Source organism: Roseibium algae (genome assembly GCF_037783265.1).
Classification (GTDB): Bacteria; Pseudomonadota; Alphaproteobacteria; order Rhizobiales; family Stappiaceae; genus Roseibium; species Roseibium algae.
Genome location: NZ_JBAKIA010000001.1, coordinates 1 through 22608, shown reverse-complemented (window position 1 = coordinate 22608; position 22608 = coordinate 1). Strand labels below are relative to the sequence as shown.

General features: G+C 53.7%; 20 protein-coding genes and 1 pseudogene. 5 read left to right on the top strand and 16 right to left on the bottom strand.

Translation table 11 applies throughout. The features are described 5' to 3' along the window. Window positions 1–12: 12 nt before the first annotated feature. From tssG to V6575_RS00040, 14 genes are all read right to left on the bottom strand, one after another. Complete coding sequence (gene tssG / locus V6575_RS00105) at window positions 13–1032, bottom strand: type VI secretion system baseplate subunit TssG (protein ID WP_340271938.1); 1020 nt, start codon at window positions 1030–1032, stop codon at window positions 13–15. Then, complete coding sequence (tssF, locus tag V6575_RS00100; protein WP_340271937.1) at window positions 996–2870, bottom strand: type VI secretion system baseplate subunit TssF; 1875 nt, start codon at window positions 2868–2870, stop codon at window positions 996–998. Before tssF ends, tssG begins: the two co-directional genes overlap by 37 nt. Window positions 2871–2875: 5 nt before the next feature. Then, window positions 2876–3355 carry a type VI secretion system baseplate subunit TssE gene (gene tssE / locus V6575_RS00095; protein WP_340271936.1) on the bottom strand — a complete coding sequence of 160 codons (480 nt, stop codon included), beginning with the start codon at window positions 3353–3355 and terminating at the stop codon, window positions 2876–2878. Window positions 3356–3359: 4 nt separating this feature from the next. After that, on the bottom strand, window positions 3360–4196 hold the full coding sequence (locus V6575_RS00090) for a type VI secretion system accessory protein TagJ (protein WP_340271935.1): 837 nt from the start codon (window positions 4194–4196) through the stop codon (window positions 3360–3362). A gap of 98 nt (window positions 4197–4294) precedes the next feature. After that, a complete protein-coding gene (locus V6575_RS00085; RefSeq protein WP_340271933.1) occupies window positions 4295–4828 on the bottom strand; it encodes an Hcp family type VI secretion system effector in 534 nt (177 codons plus the stop codon). Between the two features lie 70 nt (window positions 4829–4898). After that, window positions 4899–6398, bottom strand: a complete 1500-nt coding sequence (gene tssC / locus V6575_RS00080) for a type VI secretion system contractile sheath large subunit (RefSeq protein ID WP_340271932.1) — start codon at window positions 6396–6398, stop codon at window positions 4899–4901. Window positions 6399–6401: 3 nt separating this feature from the next. Continuing rightward, entirely contained in the window at window positions 6402–6920 is a 519-nt protein-coding gene (tssB, locus tag V6575_RS00075) for a type VI secretion system contractile sheath small subunit (RefSeq protein ID WP_340271931.1), read from the bottom strand. Between the two features lie 69 nt (window positions 6921–6989). Next, entirely contained in the window at window positions 6990–8030 is a 1041-nt protein-coding gene (gene tssA / locus V6575_RS00070) for a type VI secretion system protein TssA (RefSeq protein ID WP_340271930.1), read from the bottom strand. 38 nt (window positions 8031–8068) lie between these two features. Then, a complete protein-coding gene (locus V6575_RS00065; RefSeq protein WP_340271928.1) occupies window positions 8069–9430 on the bottom strand; it encodes a serine/threonine-protein kinase in 1362 nt (453 codons plus the stop codon). Beyond that, entirely contained in the window at window positions 9423–10295 is an 873-nt protein-coding gene (locus V6575_RS00060; protein WP_340271927.1) for a Tll0287-like domain-containing protein, read from the bottom strand. The genes V6575_RS00065 and V6575_RS00060 overlap by 8 nt, the downstream gene beginning before the upstream one ends. Before the next feature lie 62 nt (window positions 10296–10357). Continuing rightward, window positions 10358–11374 carry a peptidoglycan-binding domain-containing protein gene (locus V6575_RS00055; RefSeq protein ID WP_340271926.1) on the bottom strand — a complete coding sequence of 339 codons (1017 nt, stop codon included), beginning with the start codon at window positions 11372–11374 and terminating at the stop codon, window positions 10358–10360. A gap of 176 nt (window positions 11375–11550) precedes the next feature. Then, the gene (locus V6575_RS00050) at window positions 11551–12738 is read right to left on the bottom strand and encodes a S8 family serine peptidase (RefSeq protein WP_340271925.1); all 1188 of its coding nucleotides are present in this window, start codon (window positions 12736–12738) and stop codon (window positions 11551–11553) included. Further along, the gene (locus V6575_RS00045) at window positions 12738–13397 is read right to left on the bottom strand and encodes a zf-HC2 domain-containing protein (protein WP_340271924.1); all 660 of its coding nucleotides are present in this window, start codon (window positions 13395–13397) and stop codon (window positions 12738–12740) included. Before V6575_RS00045 ends, V6575_RS00050 begins: the two co-directional genes overlap by 1 nt. Continuing rightward, entirely contained in the window at window positions 13363–13920 is a 558-nt protein-coding gene (locus tag V6575_RS00040) for an RNA polymerase sigma factor (protein ID WP_340271923.1), read from the bottom strand. The genes V6575_RS00045 and V6575_RS00040 overlap by 35 nt, the downstream gene beginning before the upstream one ends. Window positions 13921–14554: 634 nt before the next feature. Between V6575_RS00040 and V6575_RS00035 the strand changes: the two genes are divergently transcribed. Further along, a complete protein-coding gene (locus V6575_RS00035) occupies window positions 14555–15367 on the top strand; it encodes a hypothetical protein (RefSeq protein WP_340271922.1) in 813 nt (270 codons plus the stop codon). 847 nt (window positions 15368–16214) lie between these two features. On the opposite strand, the gene V6575_RS00030 is transcribed toward V6575_RS00035, so the two are convergent. Then, window positions 16215–17015, bottom strand: a complete 801-nt coding sequence (locus V6575_RS00030) for an ion transporter (RefSeq protein WP_340271921.1) — start codon at window positions 17013–17015, stop codon at window positions 16215–16217. 604 nt (window positions 17016–17619) lie between these two features. On the opposite strand from V6575_RS00030, the gene V6575_RS00025 reads away from it, so the two are divergent. The 4 genes and pseudogenes from V6575_RS00025 (at window position 17620) to V6575_RS00010 (ending at window position 21993) form a co-directional block, all read left to right on the top strand. After that, window positions 17620–20553, top strand: coding sequence for a hypothetical protein (locus V6575_RS00025; RefSeq protein ID WP_340271920.1), 2934 nt, complete (start codon window positions 17620–17622; stop codon window positions 20551–20553). Window positions 20554–20869: 316 nt separating this feature from the next. Then, a pseudogene (locus tag V6575_RS00020) lies at window positions 20870–21004 on the top strand (transposase); the annotation flags it as partial. A gap of 64 nt (window positions 21005–21068) precedes the next feature. After that, window positions 21069–21233, top strand: a complete 165-nt coding sequence (locus V6575_RS00015) for a hypothetical protein (protein ID WP_340271919.1) — start codon at window positions 21069–21071, stop codon at window positions 21231–21233. Between the two features lie 31 nt (window positions 21234–21264). After that, entirely contained in the window at window positions 21265–21993 is a 729-nt protein-coding gene (locus tag V6575_RS00010; protein ID WP_340271918.1) for a hypothetical protein, read from the top strand. A gap of 3 nt (window positions 21994–21996) precedes the next feature. Here V6575_RS00010 and V6575_RS00005 read toward each other — a convergent pair. Further along, window positions 21997–22608: IS3 family transposase (locus tag V6575_RS00005; protein ID WP_340271916.1), on the bottom strand; the 612-nt coding region annotated here is incomplete at its 5' end.

Genomic DNA, 22608 nt, shown 5'->3' with positions numbered 1-22608 from the left:
ATTCGGTCGTGCTCACAGTGCCTGGTGTGCGGGAGCGGCGAGATATAGATCGTCGGCATCGCCTTTTGATCGGCGACCAATCCAGGTGGTCCGCCCGAGGCTGCCTGAGGAGCCAAGAACGGTCGGTGGCACTTCGTTTTCCCGCAGCACCAGATTTGCATCCCAGTCCAGCGTGTCGCCGGCGTATGTACGCACGATGGCCGCAAGACGCTTCAGGCTTTGCCCACCAGGCAGGAGACGGGTGTATTCCTGGAGCGTGAGTGGTCCGATCCGGATGCGAAACTTGGCCTCTCGCGACCAGACCTTTTCACCTAGGCTTGCGCTACCGCCGAGGGTTGCGTTGCCCAGACGGCCGCGGTCGTAGGGTTCCAGATGGAGCCAGCTTCCAACAAAACTCTCGATGGAAATTTTCGTACGAAAGAACTTCATCAGGACTGCCATGAGACCTGCCTCACTGTGAGGGGCAGCCGCAATCAGACCGGCAAAATGCCGTTTCGCCAGATCCGGCATGGCATCACGGCCCTGGAACTCAGCGCCGCTCAGGCCAGCAAGGGCATCAAGTTTTGCGCCGAACGGATCATCGTCGGGGCGGTCAAAAGAGGGCGCTGGTTCTCCGGTGGTCCAGGCTCTGTAGAACAGAGATATCATCCGATGATGGAAGACATCTGCAAAGGCAACGAGCGTGGGGTCGTGGTGATTGCGCAAACGGTCTCGCGCATATTCCGTCAGGTGTAGTGGCAAAGGACCGTGTGGGCCAAAAAGGCCGAAAACGTTCTGTTTCAGCTGGTGCCGACCAGTCTCCGGCTTTCGTGTAAAGGACGAAATGGAGGACGTTGGAAATGCCAGCTCAGGGTCCTGGCCCAGACGTAGGGGATCTTGCGACGGCCGCCGGGAACGTCCCAGTCGTGGCTGATCCGCATACGCGGCCTCAACCAACCGCAATGCCTGGAAAATATGGTGTTTTTGCGGGGAATGCTCGAGCGCCTCAAGGCGGCTCAAATCAGCGCCCGCCTCCCGCTTTTCGCTGGCCATCTTGCGATGTCTCCCCGCTGTTGTGAATGAATGACGGTTTCAGTGAAACTGTTGAGAGTCACATATTTTGCGAAAAACGACTCGAGCACGGAGCCCAGCAGGTAACATCCGGAACCTTCGAAAAAGCTCTCGTCAAACCCGACCCGAATTTCAAGCCCGCGCACGGCAGTGGACAGAACGCCCTCGGCCATGCGGCGGACCACGGGGCGAGAGTTGACAGACACGACCCCTTCAACCTGTTTGGCGTTGCCTGCCTCACCAAGGGGGGCGTAAAGCCCGATCAGCTCGCGCAAGGCGGCAGCGCCAGATCCGCGGTCGGCATCCGCGATGGACAAATAGTTCAGGCTGAGGTGGCTCACCAACTGCCAGGCCCGCGCGCCCTCTGCCAGACTGTGGCGTGGTCGGGTGGGAGGAACGATCGCACGTATCTCAGAAATCGGGCCGCCGTCGGGAAGGATAAAATCGGTGTCACCGCCGCCAATGGCGGTCAGCATTGGCAAATCGCGATTGGTACATAGAACACTGACGGCGAGTTGCTTCACGTCTTGCGGATAGGGAGCTTGGTTTTGATCGCTCAACGAGAGGTAAAGCTCAGAACCCAAGTAGGAAGTTCGTGTTCCCTTCAGACGCTGCTTCTCGGAGCGTTGGCGCAATCGGCGTCGAATGCTGTAGTAAGCGGCATGAGTGTCGCCAAACGGAGTGAAATCCTGGGCACTGTAGAACGGACGGAAGGGGACGTCGTCTGCACCGTCCCCCGTGATGCCTATGACCTCTTCCAGCTGATAGACCTCGTAGTCCAGAGGAGCCATCCGGTCTACGGTCACGTGATGGTCAATTTCCGTTCCCACGACCGCGACCCGATCGCAGCGCTTGGAGAAGAGATTGATCGCAGGGACTGCATTAAGCTCGAAGCTTGTTACATTTATCGACTTTAGTGCCGGGTTGCCTTCGGCCAACAGAATGTAAATATCGAGGTCGTCGCCTGCGGCCCGTCTGATGGCTGGTTGCAGGCCGCACAGATCGGTGAAGAAGAAGCGCTGCGGCATGGCAAAATATTCCTGCAGCAGCCGGTATCCGTCGAAAGATTGGCCCGGCACAGGCAGCAAGGCTTCTTCGGGGTCGAAGCCACGTGGTCGGATGTCCTTGCCAAGCGGTTCGCACCAGTCCTCGCGCCGGTCTGTCGAACGTCCGGCCAAGCCAAGGCTGTCGCCCAGGATTGCTTCGTAAAGTCTCCAGGGTTCTGCACCTGCACCGGAAAGATAAAGTGTCAGGCGGTCAAGAGGCAGGCCATTGATGGGACCGCCGCCATTGCGTCTTAGGCGAATGCGCAAGGCAGCCTTGGCACCGTTGTTCCTGCCCAACCCGGCCGAGACCAGCTCGCCGCGGCCCTCGACATACTCCGCTTCGACCAACTCAATGGGCCAGAGAGTTACATCTTGTGAAGTGGTAAACTGGCATGCTGTCTGCTCGCCTTCGAGGAGGCGACCGCGCAATGTGGTTCCACGCTGCACGGTGAAACCATCTTCAAGCCCACCCTGGGCAATGTCCGGCGTCAATCTGGCGATTGTCATGGATGGTGTTGGGGCCAGAAAATGCGGATAGACGATCTCGAGCATGTTCTGGGTAAAGACCGGATACTGCAGCTCGAGTTCCAATTGGACACGGGCGGACATGAAGGCAAAGCCTTCAAGTAACCGTTCAACATAGGGATCGTGCACTTCGGCCTGCTTCATGCCAAGGCGGGCCGCGATTTTCGGATAGGATTCCGCAAACTCTGCACCCATCTCGCGGATGTAACCGAGCTCGTTTTCATAGTGCTTTAGAAGACGCGTATCCATACCTGTTACCCTTGGCGGCTCACTGTGATCTCGCCGCTGGTCACATCGAGAGCAGTGCGCAGATAAAGGTCGACGGGCACCGGCTCGGCCCAGTGCTCGGCCCGGATGTCAAACGAAATAAGGGTGCCTGCTTCTTGCTTCTGCATTGTCACCTCTATGGTCTCGCGCCGAATTCGGGGCTCGAATGTTTCAATCGCCTTTCTGACCGTTTGCTGGATCTCCTGAGCCCTGTTTTGCGTATTTGTGGAACCGGAGAGATCAGAAATTCCGTAGTTTAAGACCGACTGCGCGACGTTTGGAAAAACTTCCAGATCGTGATCTGCTTCCATGTTCGATGTGTTGAACAGCCATGTGAGGTCGCGCAGGATGATCTTGCGTAAACGGGCAATGTTGATGGAGTTGGACGCGTCACGCTCTGTTATCGTGCCCGGTGTGTCGTCTGTCAGCCTGTCTAAAAGCGACGGTTGCAGTCGTTCGTCGAGCATCCGGTTAGCCATCGTCGGATACCATCATTTGGTCTGTGTTGGAGGTTGTCACCGTTGGTAATAACTGCAGTTCGCGCAGGTCCATCAAGCCGCAATCTTCTGCGTCGGTTGTCAGCAAACGCTGGCCAAGCCCGGCGGTGATATGCTCGCCATCGCCTAGCCATTCAGTTGTCCCTGCAAGCAGGTGTTGTTCGCTTGCGGCTTCTGCCGTTCCAGCATAGCGTGTCGGGATGAGTGCGATAGCGTCACCACCGTTCGACCAGGTGATCGTGGCTGGCATCCAGACTCTATCGCGTAGGTCGGTTGGAGGCTCCATGACGATCCGACTGATCGCGGTAAACGGAGCCCAAAAATAGCGGCCGTTAACCATGAGTTCGAGGATCGGTCCAAGGCGGGGGTCTGCGTCGGCGATCCAATTAAAGGGCACGCCGTTCAGCATGCCTGGAATTGCCGGTGCGGTCTCGAAGGCTTGCGCACGAAGGTCTTCGGCTGCGTTCAAGTCTCCCTGGGCCTGATGTTTCAAAGCCTCGACCATCCAGGCGACCCAATCTTCGGGTTCGCCGAAAATCATCGGCTGTTTTTCCGCTCGCAGTACCTTTTCACGCTGAACCTCGCAGATGATCGCCGTACGATACATCTGGGCCATCGAATTCGATTTGGGATCTAGCGTGGCACAAGTCTTCAATTGCACGATCGCCCGTTGCCATTGTCCCAGGACGCAGAGCAACTGGAACAGGAAAACCCGGAGGCGTGGGTCTTCTGGGGCTTTGCGGACGCGATCCTGCAGCGCCGCGAGTGCACCGTTGAGAGCACCTTGTTTCAGGAGTTCATCGGCTGTCATGGACTTTGACCTTTGTTGTGATCAGCAAGGCCCCCGGGAACGGCGCAGCCCGACCCCGGGGTTGACGGACGCATGTTCAGGTCGCGTCCGAGACTTAGCTAAAAACTAGCTGAGTTCTTAGTCAGGTTATACTCAGCTTCAGCCCCGCCGCCCGTGGGCTTCTTTAGCTTGCCATCTGTTCCCTGCGTCCAATATTCGATTTTTATTGCGCCGTAGACGAACTCGACAGTCTCCTCTACGTTCTCTTCCCCACCGGAGCCAGACCATTCAACTTTGGTGACAAGAACTTGCTTGAAGTGAAACTTCATGAAAGTACCGCCTCCTGTATTTCCACTGACAGCTCCGGCACGACGCAGTTCGATAAACGCCTTATTAAGGTGGTTTCCCAAGGTACATGAATGCACGAGGCTAGTGGAGGCAGAGTCAACCTGCTTTGTGATACTGATTGGATTGAATGTGGTCTTTCCTTGTCCGGCACCGCTGGTCGAAGAGCCGATGCTGGAGGAATTTTCAATACCGAAGCTCACGCTCTTGAGTTCGAAAGCTTTTTTGGATTCAAACGTTTTGTCGGTGCTTTCGCCATTAATTTTGGCAACAGAGTCCTCGATGTACATAAATGCGTCGTCTGCCATGATAGTCTCCTTTGGCTGAATACTGTTGGGGGGCGAGTACGGGCGTTCTGTGCGCCCAACTCAATTTTTATTATCCGGCGTTCTTTTCCGATGGCAGCTTTGACACCAGACGAAGAGACACGGTGAGTCCTTCGAGTTGATAATGAGGCCTCAAGAAGAACTGGGAGTTGTAGTATCCGGGGTTGCCCTCAACCTCCTGAACTTTGACTTCAGCGGAGGCCAGTGGTTTTCTGGCCTTGACCTCTTCGGGTGACGAGCTCGCATTAAAGTCGACGTAATTTTCGATCCAGCTCTGCAACCAGTCCTGCATGTCCGAGCGTTCCTTGAACGAACCTATCTTGTCGCGGACGATGCATTTCAAATAGTGGGCAAAACGGCAGGTCGCGAAGAGATAGGGTAGCCGCGCAGCCAGGTTGGCGTTGGATGTGGCGTCTGGATCGTCGTACTCCGCCGGTTTTTGAAGCGATTGGGCACCGATAAAAGCAGCCATGTCGCTGTTCTTGCGGTGGATGAGCGGCATCATGCCGTTTTTCGCCAATTCGGCTTCGCGCCTGTCCGAAATTGCGATCTCGGTTGGGCATTTCATGTCCACGCCGCCGTCATCGGTTGGAAAGGTGTGGGTCGGCAGGTTGTCGACCGTCCCGCCAGACTCGATACCTCGGATGCGGGTGCACCAGCCGTATTCCTTGAAGGATCGTGTGATGTTGCGCGCCATGCCGTAAGAAGCATTCACCCAGCAATACTTGTCGGAGGAAGCGCCTTCGGTGTCTTCTTCGAAGGCGAATTCCTCGACCGGATCGGTCTTGTCGCCATAGGGGTGTCGGCCCAGAAAACGTGGCATCGCGAGACCTAGATACCGGCTATCCTCGCTTTCGCGCAGAGAGCGCCAAGCGGCGTATTCGGGGGTCTGAAAGATCTTCGTCAGATCGCGAGGATTGGCGAGTTCCGACCAGCTGTCCATCTGGAAGAGCGAAGGTGCCGGAGCGGTCAAGAAAGGTGCATGAGCGGATGCGGCCACCTTTGATATTTCACTCAGCATTTCGACGTCGCGAGGACTGTGATCGAAATAATAGTCGCCAAGGAGGCAGCCATAGGGCTCGCCGCCGAATTGGCCGTATTCTTCTTCGTAGAGCTTCTTGAAGATCGGCGATTGATCCCAGGCCGTGCCCTTGAATTTGCGAAGGGTCTTGGAGAGATCCTTTTTCGAGATGTTCAGAACCCGGATTTTCAACTTCTCGTCGGTTTCAGTGTTGTTGACAAGGAAGTGCAGGCCGCGCCAGGCGCTTTCCAGCTTCTGCAAATCTGCGTGATGAAGGATCAGGTTGATCTGCTCGGTCAGCTTCTTGTCGATCTCGGCAATAATGCCTTCGATGGAGCGCAGGGCGTCAGTCGAAACCAGCGACTGATTTACCAAGACCTGTTCGGCAAGAGTGCGGACGGCTTCTTCGACCGCGGTCTTTGCCTGATCCGACTTCGGTCTGAACTCCTTCTGGAGTAAGGACGCGAATTCGCTGGAGCCGAAAACCGTTTCGGTTGCCGCTTCGGTTGCCTTTTGAGAGGGGTCACTCATAGCTTATTCCTCACTCTTGGAGGTCTGGGAGGATGTGGCTGGCGATGATGCCAATGCCTTCAGGAGTGTGGGATCCTGGATTATTTGCGCCATTAGATTTTCCGCGCCGGTTTTTCCGTCCATGTAAGTGGTCAGATTTGCGAGTTGGGTCCGCGCATCCAGCAGTTTTTTCAACGGTTCGACGTTTTTGGCGATCGCGGCAGGAGAAAAGTCGTCCAGGCTTTCGAAGGTAATGTCGATGGCCAGGTTGCCTTCATCGGTGAGTGTGTTTGGAACAGTAAATGCTGCCCGAGGCTTCATCGATTTCATCCGGTCATCGAAATTGTCGACGTCGATTTCCAGAAATTTACGATCGGCAACCGCTGGAAGCGGTTCCTCCGATTTTCCGGACAGGTCTGACATGACGCCCATGATGAAGGGCAACTGGACAGTCTTTTCCGCTCCGTAAACCTCGACGTCATATTCGATCTGAACGCGCGGTGCGCGATTGCGTGCAATAAACTTCTGACTACTGTCGGCCATTGTTGAGTTCCCGTGTTTGTCTGGAAGTGAGTGCCGCTAGGAGCCGTAAAGGTTCATGGTGCTGGTGATTTAATCTTCGTTTTCTTCGTTTGCCTCGAGGCCGCCGATGAGGGAGACATTTTCAATTCCCTGTGGGGCCATATCCCGCATGATCGTGACGAAGTCGGCCGAGACGAGCCTGCGGGCGCGGTTCAGCAGCAATGGCAATGGGCTGGAAGGTTCGTAGCGAGCGTAATATTCGACAATGCGATCGATTGCCTTTTTGACGTCATCGGGCGAACTGATCGAGCCAACATTGGCTGGACGCGTTGCAGCCGTTGGCTCAAGTGTCTGTGTTTCGTTGTCTAACGGCTCTTCGATGGGCTCAGCGGTATCGTTTTCAACATAGGTCGAGAGCTTCCGCCCAATGTCATAAAGTGTTTTCTGCAGTGGCGCGAGATCGGGACCGAGTGCGCCAATTCGATCCTCGAAGATCGCCGTAATGGCTTTTACATGATCGAAACTTGCGCTGGTCGCTTGAACAAGTCTTGTAAGATGTTCGGCATCGCTGTCCTGAAAGGCTGCCGAGATTGTCTGCTGATTTGGGACGTTTATTGCTTCGGGAGGCGTCTCAATCTCCCCATTCGCCAACTGTAAATCCCGAAGACAGAATGTCCCTAATGATCGGCTATTGGTCAGCGGGGCGCTCCGCAGGGAGGCTAGAACCCCCTCCCTGTCAGTCAAACCGATAACTGCGTTGACGCGCATGGTGGGGTCGTTATCGTCTTCCTCGTCTAACTGCGGATGGATGCTTTCCCACTGTTCCTCAAGGCATCGACGGATGTAGCAGAGTGTCTCCTCGAAGGCTGACAGCCCCTCGGTTCGAAGAGCGGCATTCGCGAGTATGACGGCAATGCGAATGTCCTTCGTACGTTCGAGGAGTGATGTCGCTAACCGGGTGACTTCTGCAAAGTCTGGATCTTCAGCAGAGATTACTGAATCTCCGACAACCTTTTCCTCGCCGGGGTGGCTTGCTAGTTGAAGCTCGGTGAACTCAGGGTCATATTCCAGATCTTCGCCGCTCGGCGCATCCTCACCAAAACTTCGCAGCAAATCATCCAAGTCGAGCATGGTATGTCCTTTCAAATAAGTGTTTCGGCCTAAGGGTTTCAGTGAAGAGCGCGTTTGACGGTGCTCATAAACTCTTGGCGTTCGTGAGGATCACTGATGTGCTCTGCAACCTTGTGTGCGATGTCTTCGGACGAAGTCGCGGTGCGCGCCTGTTTGCTAACCAGGATTTTGGCGATAGGTCCAAGATATGGTTTCAGAAGATCGGTGAGTTGCTGCAATGTGTCCTGGGACAGACCGCTGGGGGATAGTGCTGAAGCGGACATTGGGGCTTCGGCCAGGGCGCGCTGGATTGCAATTTTCAGCTCTTGCCGTTCGTTGGTGTCAGGAAATTCCTGCAGCACTGTTTCGATCATTTCTTCCGGGCTTGTTGCACGCTCTGCAGCTTGCCGAACGATGATTTTTCCCATCGGCCCGATGCTTGAGGTTAGGTACTTTTCAAGCTTCAGGAGCGTCTTTGAGCCCATCCTGTCGATCATTGAAGACGATATGGAACCCTCAGACCGCGCAGTTGTGCGGAGAGAGGGGACTATGTCGATCAATCCGGTGCGGTCCGCTGTTGGCAGAACAGCTACCAAGGCATCCCGCATTTCGATTGCGTCTGCAAAACGCTTGTCCGGGTCGATACTCATCGCTTTGAGGACGATTTCATCGAGCGTTATGGGCAGAGTAGGGATGATCTCGCTGGGGCGCGTGATCTGGCCATTTCGCACCGCATCGAACAAGGCTTCTACCCCGCCGCCTTTATAAGGCTTGCGCCCGGTCAGGACTTCGTAGAGGAGCACGCCACTGGCATAAATGTCGGCTCTGGCGTCAACTTCGTTGCCTGTGAGCTGTTCCGGGGCCATGTAGGCAGGTGTGCCGATCATGCCGGCGCCGGTGGCTTCCATCGAAGTCATGCGGGCAATGCCGAAATCGGTCAACTTGACCGTGCCATCGTCGGTTAGCATCACATTTGCAGGCTTGAGATCGCGATGCACGATGCCTGCAGCGTGTATACCAGCAAGGCCTGACAGGATTTGCGCCATGATCGCATGAACTTCCTCCAGGGGGAGGGGATCTGCATCCGCGCGACGATCCTCCAATGTGACCGAGCGGACGCGCTCCATGACAATGTAAGGAACGCCGTCCTGCTGCAGAAACTCGAAGATCGTTACGAGGTTTGGGTGCAGAACACGTCCTGCGGCACGCGCTTCACGAGCAAAACGGTCCAACCAGTCCTGGCTCCCGGACGCGTTGATCAGATGCTGATGGATGGTCTTGATGGCGACAGGGCGGTCGATGTCCGGGTCCTGGCCAGCATAGACCATACCCATCGCGCCTTCGCCTAAGATACCATCTATCCGGTATTTGCCGACGAACTTTCGTCCGCCTCCGGGAGCTATGACTGTTTGCTCAGTCATCGATCATCTTCATCGCGCGTTCAAGGCTGCGTCGTACCCGATTGAAGGAGACAGACAGAGAACTGATTTCGTCTTTACCGGCTTTGCGGTACTCCGGTACGGAAAAATCACCCATGCTTACTTTCTCTGCGACATCGGACATACGTCGCACCGGGCGCAGGACAATGCGGCCTAGCATCAGGTTGGTCATGATGAACACGAGCAGGAAAACGATGGAAAAGCCTGCGATCAGGATGATCCCCGTTTCTTGAGCGCGTCGATCAGCGATGGCCATGGGCGCAGAGATAATCTGGGCCCCGATGGTCTCGCCGAGTTTCCATCCGAAGCCGTTATCCGGTCCGTAGAGATCGACCATTGCCGGAGGTGCGGCGTCTGGCGTCGAGTGACACCGTAGGCAACCTGGTTGTTTGATGGTCAGCGGAAAGGCGACCGTAAGAAAGCGGCCCTTGTCGTTCTCGACAATTGTGGAAGTCTGTCCGAGGGACTGATCTTCTCGTAATTTCTCGATCAGTGCAGTTTCCAGCTCGTCAGGAAGGTCAGCCGGGTTGGTCGGGTTGAGCGCGGCTTCCTTGTAGTTGAACTGGGGAAACGTCTTCTTGAAGGTCGAAAAGACAGAATGCGCCGCGTAAGCGGTGACGGTCTCAGGCAGGAAGAGGATGTCATTGTCGCTCGACAAAAGCGGGGTGATGCTATTGAGCGTGTAGGAACGCACTGCAATTGCATTTGCGCGGATTAGGTTGATCGAGCGGTGTATCTCCTCAATTGCCGACTTTTGAACGATAAAATAGGAGATACCTGTGGCGGCAGCCGTGCCCAGTAGGCACGTCAGAAACAGGACGATGTTGTATTTGAAGCGCAGGCCCATAGATCGAGGTCCTCGGTTTTGCGCAATTTGCGCAGTTGGAGCGAGAGAAATTGGCTCTGGTTTCAAGTGCTTAGGTCGAGCAGTTGACGTCTTGTCAGAACGCCGGATTGGTTGTCCGCTCTGCTACTTTGAAAAGCCTTGATGGCGCTCCGCGTTTGCGGACCGAAAATGCCATCGACCAGCCCCTTGTAGAATTCGAGATCGCGCAGCTTGCGCTGAATGGATCGCTTTGCGGCGCGCGATAACGATTGTTCAAGCAGGGTCAGTTCTTCCAGGGTTTCACTCGGCTCTTTTGCCGCGATCTCTGGGGTGTCTGGGACTGCTGAAACGTCCGCTTCGGGTTGGGGGGCAGGTTCAGGTTGGAGTTCGGGGATCACAACCGCTTCAGGAGCTGCTTCAGCCTTTTTCTCTTCTTGCGGTGTTTCACGCAGATAAATTGGTCGTTTCGGAAAGTCGGAAATAGTTACGCCTTCGTGGACAGTCATGCGGCGAAGCAGTGCACTCACTTCGACTTCTTTCTTGAGGAGGGCTGTCTCGAATGCAGCAAGGATATTTGGGAAAGCTTTCGTCGTTGCAATCAGAACAGGGGTCGCTGTTGGAATCGGGTCCGGAGCTTTTTGTGTCACGGTTATCCCCTCTGGCAGGGCCTGAGAGGGCGTCACGACAGTCGTTACCGTTGCACCACCTTGTGCTGCCTGCGCGGCGGATCGCGAAAACGCCTGGATTGGAATCGCTTGCGTGAAAAGGTCGGTCGACCGGTCCAGTACGGCCCCCTCCGGCAGAACAAAGGATCGGCCTTGGAAGTCAACGACTGGCACGTCGAGATAAACAAAAGTTGCTCTGGAATTGGCGGCTTCGCGGGCAAATCTGGTCAGGATAGAACGCAGTTCGGCGTTGTTCGGTGCGTCTGAGCGCAACGTTTCAGCGCCAATGAGCTGAAGCTGGGCTTGGATAGCGTCGGCGCGCGTTTGGCCGTCACCGACTGTGATGACCAACGCAACGATACGATCAGTCTGTGCGGCCGCGGGGAGTGCACCAAGAATAAGACTCAAGGTCATGAAAATAATGCGCGTGATCATCTGCGATCCTTTTGCTCCGGCTGCATTTGTAAGAATGGGGCCAGGCGCGCATGAGCAGGCGAGCGAAGGCTCCTTCATCAAGTAAGTGCCTGAAGAAGCCGGTCGGGTTCATGGTCTTGGAAAAAAATATAGCCAGCAGGAAATTGAGCCGGGGCTGCAGCAAAAGAGAAGCTATGTTACTGCAAGCAGGTGACGCTGGTCTCGGCGACTTCGCGAAGCGCTTGGCAGGCGTCGAGCATTGGCTTTTCGTCTCGAACTGTCACTGCGGCGCGCAGGGCGCTTGCAATTGCATCGGACCTGAGGTCAGGTCGGATGGCGAGCAAGAGAGAGACGACACCTGCAACATGGGCCGATGCGACTGAAGAGCCGGAAACGTAACGATAGTCGTTTTGCGGTGCCGTGCTGATCACATCTGTGGCTGGAGCTGGTATGCTGTGGTCTTTACCAAATCGCCCAGCCGCAATGACCCCTGGAACAGAGGCTGGAAAGGTGGCGGTCTGATCTTCGCCCCAAGCTGCTATGATGATGAGGCCATCGTCTATGGCTGCTCGCACAAGTTCTTCCAGCAGTGGATCGGGGGGGCCACCAAGGCTCATGTTGATCAATTTGATCTTCTTCAAAATAGCGAAATTCAGTGCACGGGCCAGGGAAAAGCTGTTGCAGCGCCCCGGATCTCCCTGCGCTTGCCAGCATGCCCTGAGCTCGACCAGTTCCGCTTTGGGGGCGACACCGACCATGCCGATAGAATTTGAGGCGTCAGCTGCGATAATCCCTCCGATGGCGGTGCCATGAGCTTCGCCGCTCTTCCCTCTGTTATCGCCCACAAAGTCATGCAGACTTGATATTCTGCCAGCAAGATCTGGATGGGTGCTGTCAATTGCGGAGTCTACTACACCCACCTTGACACCTGCGCCTTCGGAATAGCGTTGTGCTAATGAGGCGTTGATAAGGGTTAGTGCACCTTGGGCCGGGAACAAAGGGTCCGAATAGAGGTTCTCGAACGTCTCGAAGTTTCTGACCCTCTGCACGGTTCGTATCTGGGCATCAGCACGCATTCGGGCGATTATGTCGTCCAGATCGGTGTTGTCATCGGCTTGCATAACGAAGCAGTGTACTGCGATGGATCGAAGCGGCCATTCTGCTGTGAGTGTCACTCCGAACCGGGTCTCGATGGCAGCGGCGACTGCGGGGAGTGAAACGGGGTCGGCGAGAGGCACTGTCAGGATCAGGTGCGTCACGGGAGAAATGGTATCTGCAGGAACCAGACGAAATTGTGGTGTCTGCGTCAGGGTCTGGGCATGTAACGTGGCTTGCAGCGCCGCGTTTCCTATTAATGCCAACACCAAGAAGAATATAGTGCGCATCACGGTTGTTGAACCGGAGCAGCGAACATAACCTCAGGTGCGATCATGAGTTCTTCGGATAGTGTTTTCAGATCCACGTCATTGGGTGCTGTTACGGTGTAAACACCTGTTTCTGACGGCCCGCCGGCAAGTGTCAGGCCATGTTCCGCCAAAAGGCCTTGAAGCTTCTCGTTGGATACATCCACTTTGATTTGAAACTTTATGGCGTTCTGAAGAGCCTGATTGCCGCTGGTCAGTGTGCGAAAATCGTTATTGTCAGTCGGAATAATAATGACTGCTGCCAATAGGCAAGCCGCCAGACCGGCCCCTGCAAACATGATACCCCCTTGCCATCCAGCGAACCAGCGCCTTACGTCGATACGCGGTGTATCGGCACGCTCTTCAGCCTTGATTTGTGCCCGTAGTTTGCTCCAGCTTCGTGCAAGGGGTGGGTCAAAAGGGTCCTCTGTCATCACCTTTTTGGCTAGGCTGTATTGGCGTGCAACTTCGGCAGCGCAATCAGTGCAGGTGAGCATGTGCTGTTTGACTCTGTCCTTTTCAGCTTCAGACAAAGATCCATTCACGAACCACGGGATAAGCTCCCATACGTCATCGTGATTATTTGCAGACCTCCATTTCGAACTGTCAAGCAACTGCGTTCTCCGATAAAATAGGGGCATCGTCGGACAGTATGTCACGAAGGCGTCGTCTCGCCGTCATCATACGCGTCTTTACGGTACCAACCGGGCACTCTAGGATTTCCGCTATCTCAGTGTAGAGATAGCCGTTGTAATAAGTCAGTTCAACCACTGCTCGTAACTCAGGCGTCAAGCGTTCTAGTGCGCTGTTCAGATCTTTTTGCAGCATGTAAGTCTCTGCTGTATCACTGTCATCGCTCACCAAATCATCTTCAAGAACGACATCATTCCTTTGACGATCAAGGCTTTGTCTTTTTTTCAAGGACAAGCGGTATGCAATGCCGAAAATCCATGAAGAGGGTTTTGATCGGCCCTCAAAACGGTTGGATGTTCGCCAGACGACCATAAGGGTGTCGTCTGCGATTTCCTCTGCCGCCTCGTGGCTGCCCGTAATGCGTCTGGCGAAGTGCATCAGTTTCGGCAGATACCGTCGATGAATGTGTTCGAAGGCTGCTAAGTCTCCCTTTGCGATGGCAGCCAGTAAGGCTTCATCTGTTTGGGGCATATTCCCTGGAAGGGAAGCCCTAATGGATTTGAGTAATCTCATCCTTAAAGTTCGCTTTCCTGTATTCTGAGCGTATGTGCTTCGGCTATGGCAAAAGGTTCAATTCTGTTTCGAAAAATCCCAAGAGGTCTTTTCCGTGGCCTCGTGCGGTGAACAGGTGCTTCCGCTCAGTGCTTGTGTTGTGCGGGGCATAATCGAAAGGATGCGTGATTTTAGCCGCTGAGCCCTGTGACCTGCGTCACTGGCAAATACACGCGCTCCGGTCCAACTGCTGCCCAGTTGACAGACCAATTGGTCAGAAGGCCCGATCAACGATCTGCATGCTGAATTTAGCAGGCCCGCGCGATGCGTGATGTTTTGCCGAATCTCGATTTGTGCATTTTTATTTGCACTGCATGCAAACCGGGGTCGTGCGCGAGGTGAGATCTCGATTTTGAGCTAGATCTTGAGAGTTGCAACAGGTCTGATTTTACCACCAAGAACCGCAGGCTTGAGAAAACGCCGGCCTTCACGCGACTGATGCGTTTCATTTCAACAGGCCTCAATCCATGCAATTGCGAACTGAACCTTTTGATGGTCGCTGGGCACTTACAAGCACAAGTCTATGCATCGCAACGGCGCAAGGAGAAGAAGTATGCTCGATGATGGAAAGTGGGAAAGTGCCTGGAAAGCCAAACTAGGTGAGTTCGAGAAGACAGTTAAAAACAAGACCGGAAGTCCAGCAAAAAAGTTCATCAATGAGATGACCAGATATTCGTCTCTTGCGGAAATTTACCGGCAACTCGACGCTGCCTTTAAAACAATGGATGCCGCCCGGAGGAAAAAAGATCTTACCCTCCTGGTCAAGGCCATGAAAAATTTTCGGCCTCATATACTGAAGACGACAGCGAGCGGAAATATTCTTCTCGCCAATATCAAAAGTTCCAAGGCTAGCTTGAAAAAGGAACACCCTTGGTCTGCCCAGGCATTTGATATCCTGAGCAAGTTTATTGACGCCAGTATTGCCGGTGCCGAGAGTGCCTATGCAGATTCTGACAGGGAACTGGCGATCTTAAAAAACAAGTGGAGCCTATTGTCGAGCAAGCAGAGCAGAGACGAAAAGGAAATCCATAAGTTTAAGGTTATGCTGAAGAAGAACTTGTTGAAAGAGATAAAAAGCGGACTGGTCTGGGCGAAGGAACAGGAAGTGGCTCCAAATGTCACAACATACAACGATGACATCGAAAAAGAGACCTACAATCTATTCAGGTACATGAATGAATATCGCGGAAAATGCGATCGAAATACTCAGGAGTTCAAGGATGTTGACAAGGCTATTCGGCCGGTCGACGCATGGAGAAATAATAAAACATTGCCGGAAACCGCAGGTGGTGATCAAGTCATCATCGCGCTCGGAAAATTAAGAACGATGCTCGCCGACATTGCCAGGTGGGCAAATCAATTGTGACACTCCTGATTTTATTTGGGGGGCATGATTTGCATGCGATTTCTATACGCGTGTGAACGAACCGGGAAATGGCTTGGCCATTGTCTGGTGAATGCGTCGGGCAGGGGCTCTTTGTGCCTGTCTGCCGCACGCAAATCTATCCATGAAAATGCTCTGTTTTGAAGAGACGGCAATCACGTTCAGCGAAAAATGAACGGGTTTGGACCATACGTGCATCGACCAAACGCAGTAACACGTTACGCATTCGGATTGGACACCTGGATGTTGGCAGTTGCGAAGAACGGCTGAGTGCATTCTCAGGCGCTTGGCGGGAGCATTGCTGCTCTATCAGGATCGCTAAACACGATGCCCTTCGCACAGCCTTGATCAGAAAAAAAGCGTTTGACGGCCTGTTACAAGGCGCTCCGGAGCCAGGGCGAAAAGAAACTGATCAGCTCAGTTGCCTATGAGCATGGCTTCACCAATTCATCTTCATTTGAGCGCCAGTTTTAACGCAATATGACTTCCGTCGAAGTGAAACCCAATCCGCTTGGAGATCGGTCTTCGGCCTGAGACCGATCACGCCAGCACTCTTTGCAGAGTGGCTGGCACGGCTGGATTGAGTTCGAAGTTTCTGCTCGACGCGACACACGCCATGGCGTGTCAGATCACGCTCACAATGATGTATAGAATTGCTTCGGCATGTGGGGGCAATGCTGCGCCACCTTCATCAAATTCAGCGTCTACACAGTCTTCCTTGTTATCGTTGGCACCAAGGTCTTGTCACCCTGAATATGGCCTTGATGTGAGTTCCCGGTCAAACCTCGACGAAGTGAGACAGTCACCCTCATTGGAAGCCACACCTAGGTCACCGCGACGCGGATTTTTCCCGATAGTTTGAGGCATTCAGTTCAGCGCGAAGGGCCCTAATCTCCTCTAGGATCTCACTGGTATCGCTCTGAATAGACTGCCGGTTAACGTCTGCTTCAGTGTCATTTTCCTCCTGCATGGCCGAAACAATAATACCGATAAAGAGGTTCAATACGGTGAATGCGGTGCAGAGGATGAAGGGAATAAAGAACATCCAGGCATGGGGGAACTCTTGCATGACGGGCCGAACAATGCCCATAGACCAGCTTTCCAGTGTCATGATCTGGAAGAGCGTGTAGAGCGACCTTCCAAGATCACCGAACCATTCTGGAAAGGCTGCGCCAAAAAGTTTTGTCGCCATCACCCCAAAGACGTAAAATACCAATGCCATCAAGACGACGATGGAAGCCATGCCCGGCAGTGCCGAAACCAGGCCACCAATGACACGGCGCAAGGAAGGCACGACAGAAATCAGCCGCAAGACACGTAGAATGCGCAAGGATCTTAGCACTGCAAAGGCTCCACTGGCTGGCATCATCGCAATTGCTACGATTGAAAAGTCAAAGATGCCCCAGGGGTCCTTGAGGAATTCAAGACCGTGCGCATAGAGCCTGAGCGCAATCTCGATCACGAAAATCGCGAGAATGAAACGGCCAGAAAACGTCAGGATCTCACCGAATTGCGCCACCATTGAGGGGCTGGTCTCCAGCCCCAAGGTTATCGCATTCAGGACAATGATCCCGATGATACCAATTTCCCAATTGCGCGAATTGACCAACGTCTTAATCTGATTTCGCATCTGCCTGACCTGAATCCAATTTGATCATGTATTTTCACGAAGTCGCTGAGTGCCCGGTCAACGGATCACTTGCACAAGACACTTCTCATAAAATCCAAAATGACTTTTATGGATCGTTGTTTTGTCGCCGTTCGACACGGCCCTCCGCGTGTTCTTCACCCGCCGTTGAGTTTTCCTCATCCCGCTGTGTCGAATGGCTACGCGAAGGCTTGCTCTTATGTGTTCCGGCGGGCCACCAAAAGGTTCACCTGGTTCCTGTTGAAGTTTCGGATTTCTTGAACGACTGATACTGGCCACCCTGTGCCAGGCCGGCTGCGTGCTGTGAGGAAGGCAGGAAACCCGATTGTTTTTCGGGGGGGGGGCGGCCCTGATTACGTCCTGTTCCAGTTAGACCCGATGGAACCTTCAAACCTTGAGCTGGCGGATTCAAGTGACGATCAATGTTTTAGAGCCAGCAGGCATGAAGTTGGACTTTGTTATCGCAGCTCTCACCTGACTTCTTATGACTCACGCCAGGACTTTCCAGTCTGCAACAGACCCGGCAGCAAAAATCTCTCATCCCAGTGAACCCTTTGCCCTCAGTCCGGCACTTAATGACAGAAACATGACAGGAACCGGGGCATCAGCCCTGAAGAAATATGCAAAGGGTTCAGATATGAGAAAAGTCGGCTCCAAGACCTATCCCGAATATCCTTCCGAAATTTTCACAGACAACGCGCTTTGGGAGGTCTTTAAGGCGTATGTAGAGAATTCTCGAAAAGAGTACATTTTATTACGTTTTCTTGGGGCGTACTATAATAACGCCTCCAGGGCCCGGATGTATGCAGATTTTTTTCATAAAGATAGCCGTTGGAGTTCGCTTCTTAATCTTGGTGGTGATTTAATGGCCAAGCTCGCCAAAGGTGGTGCGCCTGACCCTCAGGCCCCAGGGGGCATTGACTCAGCAGAATGGGTTGAAGCGTTCGACGATGCCATATACCAGGTAGAGAATCTGGTTGGACAGAACTTTGTGAATGACTTCTTTGGTTCAGAACAATTCTGGGAATATCACGTCCAAAATGGCGGTAGCCGCGATGATGATGTTGAGCTCATAGAAGAGCCCGATGAGGATGACGGGCCAAAACACGGCAAATATGCCAAGCAGCCTAGTGGTGAAGTTGACTCTGACGATGGTGACGCAGGTGGAGGCGGTCCAAATGGCGGCGCGGGGGGCGGTGGCCCTGCTGGCAGTGGTGGCCCCGGCGGGGACGGCCCGGCGGGGGGGGATGGACCAGATGGCGGCGACGACGACACCACACCTCCGCCCCCTCCACCTCCCAGTTCGGATGATGGCAATGGCAGTGATGACGACCAGCCGGATATCTGGAATGATGCTAGATTCGTACGCCTGGCCAAGGATATTGCTGCAGCCTTGCAAGATTTGATCGCTGCCAAGGGCAAAATTGAAGATGCCCGGATAGGAAGAATATCAACCGCAGATGGCCGTAAGGCAGAGCAGGCAAAAGCTGAAATAGAGGCGGAACTTGGGAGGCTTTTGACCCAAGCAACGGCAATGGCGGTTCAGATCACCGGCGACCAGTCGTTTTCCCGACAGAATGTTCATGACGCAATCATGAGGGAGTTCAACATCGATGCTGCTTATGAGGTCGGAGCAAATTTGGATAATCGTGCGACTATCGACCGTGTGGATCGGCAACGTCAGGCAGAAGGTGACGAGCCGTCCATAAACCGGCCAGCCGAAGACAGCAGCGGGGGCGGTGCTAACTTGATTGATCTTCAACCATTATCCAAGGCTGTCCGAACAGCGCTAGAGCAAGGGAACGATGAAGAAGCTCATGCAGCTGCGCGAACCTTGGCGATGGGCATGCAAAGTCTTGGCATGGCTGAAGTACGGTCTGACGATGAGGAAAATAGGAAAGAGATCGAAAAGATTGCCAAAGAGCTTGTCAGGGATAATAAGCGCAAGCTCGAGATGGATGCCGAGAAGGAAGCTGAGAGGGACGGGTCGGTTTCTGATGACAGCAGTGAGAGCAGCGATGCTGCCTCAAGGTCTGAAGATAGGTTTTCTGATGGAGTTTCTTCATTTGCGATAGGCGAAGACGAAAGCGTGGCTCGGACCTCGCTATCAGTTGAGGATTTCATTAATGAAATTGGTTTCCAAGAGTATGATCCCGACCATTATAGGGAAATTCTGAAAGCGCTTAACGCGTACAATCACAAGCAAGCTGCTCGCCTTGCTTCTCTGCTTGCTGACCGCCTCATACGCGAAAGTAATAGTCCGGACTTTAAATACACGGTCGATAATATAAGCTTCGGAGAATACCTTCTTGAATCAGCTAAGATGTTGGGGCGCGCTGAAGTTGGGAGAGATATCCCGCCCCTGGACCTAGGGGGGCAAGGGGACGGTTCGGTTGGGCACAGGCCGGATTCTGATGACAGCAGCGAGGGCAGTTCAGAAGCGGAATCAGACGACGACGACAGCATGCCTCCTCCGCCGCCTCCTCCGGATTCAGACGACGACGACAGCATGCCTTCTCCGCCGCCACCTCCGGATTCAGATGACGACGACGACAGCATACCTCCGCCGCCAGCTTCGCCGCCACCTCCGCCTCCGCCTCCACCTCCACCTCCTGGTTCTGATGATGGCAATGGCGATGATTCCGGGGGGGATAGCGGTAATGACGAGGCGTCGCCGAACCAACAGCTAAGGAGCATCATGTCTGCTTTGGAAGCAGGAAATGATGAGGAGGCCAAAAGTTTGGCGACGGTTTTCATCCAGCAGCAAAAAAAGACCAACGGGAAATTTGCGAAGGCCACCGTTTCCAGTCTTCTGTTACTTTTGGCGAACAAGATCAGAGAAAAAGCGAAAACGAAAGATCGCGGCGGAGACAAGCCTAATGATGACCGGCCACCGCGGGGACCTGACGGAGGTGGTGGTGCTGGTGGTGCAGCTTCTGGCCAGCAGACGGCAGGAGTATCCGATCAATTACGACAACAGCTCGTGGAGCTTAATCAGCTTTTGATGGAGAGAAAAGGAAAGGAGGCAGCTGACTTGTCAAGGGTTATTGAGGCTCAGCAGAAAGAGGGGGACGGCCCCCACGCAGGCAAGAGTGCGGGTGAATTTCTGCAAATGATATTTAAGCAGTGGGCAGATGAAAAGGAGAAGCGACTTGCCGCAGCGAAGGCACCAAAACAACCGCCCCCAGTAGCCGCACGTTTGTCCATGCGATATGTGGATCAAGTCGATTGGAAATTGTTCTGTAAAGTGAACAAGGTCGATCCTTCCGCAGAAGAGAAGCTGATTGGTCTGGCGACCATTTTGGTGCGGAAGGGGGGGGCCAACAACACCGCTGTCATTCGAGGCGGAAAAGAGCTGGTGACGGAATTCAAGAAAAAGAGTCCCGGTTTCATATTCAGGAACGGCATCCACATTGCTGCCGCGATTGAACATGTGCTCCTGCAACGGGCCGTGGGGAATAAGGTGACAACACCGTTCAAATTCTCCGATATTCCGGAAGATGAGGACGTGTCAGTCTGACCGAGCCAAGATATAAGCCGCGCGGGAGGTCACCTGCGCGGCTATTTTTGGTTCTCTCGTGCATTCTATCACCACAGTTTATGCATGTTGAATGACCTGAGTCTCAACTCTCCTCCAGTAAGTGGTCTATTGGCCCAAAGCTGCGATTTTGGCCAACTCGAAGACCCTTGTGGCAATATGGCCTGCATGATTGACCTGAGAAGCGTGGTGATGAGAATGAGTATTTCGATCTCAGATTTCGCCCGCTAAGGAAGGAGTCTGTCCCGGTTTGATACCGCTCCTTTGATAGCATTTACTGCAACAAAAGAGACGAACTATGGGACTGAAACGAACGGACGAATTTCATCAAGATGCAGTGCGTATCGCGCTGACCAGTGAGCTTACGCGCAAAAAGGTCGCTGATCATCTGGGTGTCGGGATGTCGATGCTGAACCAATGGAACACCGCGCATTGAGATACGGATGTGGTATCGAAAGAGGATTTGAGCCTCGCGCGTGGGGAACATTGGCTGCCATTTGAGCCAGCTTGCGGAACGCTACCTGAACAATGCTGATTTGCTGCGTGTGGCCATCACTGGCGAGCCGCGCCAAAGGCTGGAAGAAAAGTTGCGCTGTGGGCTTGGGGAACAGATGAAGGTTTTCGCACCGAATAAGCCGTCTGCCGATGAACCGAAGGTTTGAGTGTACTCAGGACAGGATGGGAGTTTGCGTAATGGAATCGATGGGCACTTCAGGCTTGGGAGAGGTGCAGTCGAGGCCAATTCAAAATGCGAACCTTCAGGAGAAAATCATGTCGGATGAAATCTGGGTCAGTAGCGTTGGCAGCAACTACAAGCTTTTTGATAAGCTTGGGATTCGTGAAAAGCACTTCGGGCAAGACTGGGCGCTCCCACAGTTTGAACATGGCGCACCTACTAAAGAACAGGCTAATAATTCTAGAAGGCACGCCCGGGGCGAAAAGCTTCAACGAGAAGAATTCGTTGAGGCTGCTTATGTGTTTGATGGAAAGCGTTGGTCCCGCGTCAAAGATTTTTTTGCTATCGACGGATTTTTTGCCGTCAAAGGCAAGCTGGCGGAGCTATTGAAAGACTTTGATCTTGGGCAGGGCGACCTTGTCGAGTTTCCGATCTATGAGATGGACAAGACAACCCGGCTGACTGGTCCGTTCTATTTCCTGAATTTCGGATCTCAAAAGGATTGTTTCATTCCCGATGAAACAAAAGATTCCCAGCTGATTGGACGAAACAAGAAAACCGGTATCGAGCTCTGGGGGCGCGCTATTGAACCCATGGATGGCGATATTGCTGTGGCTTCCTCCGCGCTCGAAGGTGCAGACCTGTGGATTGATCCTAAACTCATCGGAAAAATTTTCATGAGCGGTCCTCTCCATGACGCGATTGAAGCGGTAATCCCCCCTAAAATTAGTGGGGCTCAGTGGTAGAATTCACGCGGCCATTTTGAGTTTCATGGCGGGGGTGATGCCGCCAATGCCCATGTTGGGTCGCTCGTTGTTGTAAGTCCAGAGCCATTCAGTTGCTTGTTCCTGCGCCTCCTCAATTGTTTCAAAGATGCATTGACCCAACCATTCGCCTCGAACGGTACGGTTATAGCGCTCGATATAGGCGTTCTGTTGTGGTTTGCCGGGCTGGATGTATTCCAGCCGAACGCCATGCTTTTCGGCCCAGGTCATCAACTTGCCACTGACATATTCGGGTCCATTATCAACACGTATAGTTTTGGGCCTTCCACGCCACTCGATGATCTGGTTCAAGCAGCGGATAACGCGATCCGCCGGAAGCGAGAAGTCGACCTCAATGGCCAGGCCTTCGCGATTGAAGTCATCTAGCACGTTCAGCGTCCGCATTGACCTGCCGTCCTCCAACTGGTCTGCCATGAAGTCCATAGACCACGTCTCGTTTGGTGCATCAGGCACGACTAATGGCTCAGGCTTGTCTCGCTTTAGCCGTTTCCTGGGCTTAATGCGCAAGTTCAACTCCAGCTCGCAGTAGATTCGGTAAACCCGCTTGTGGTTCCAGCCATAGCCCTGCACGTTGCG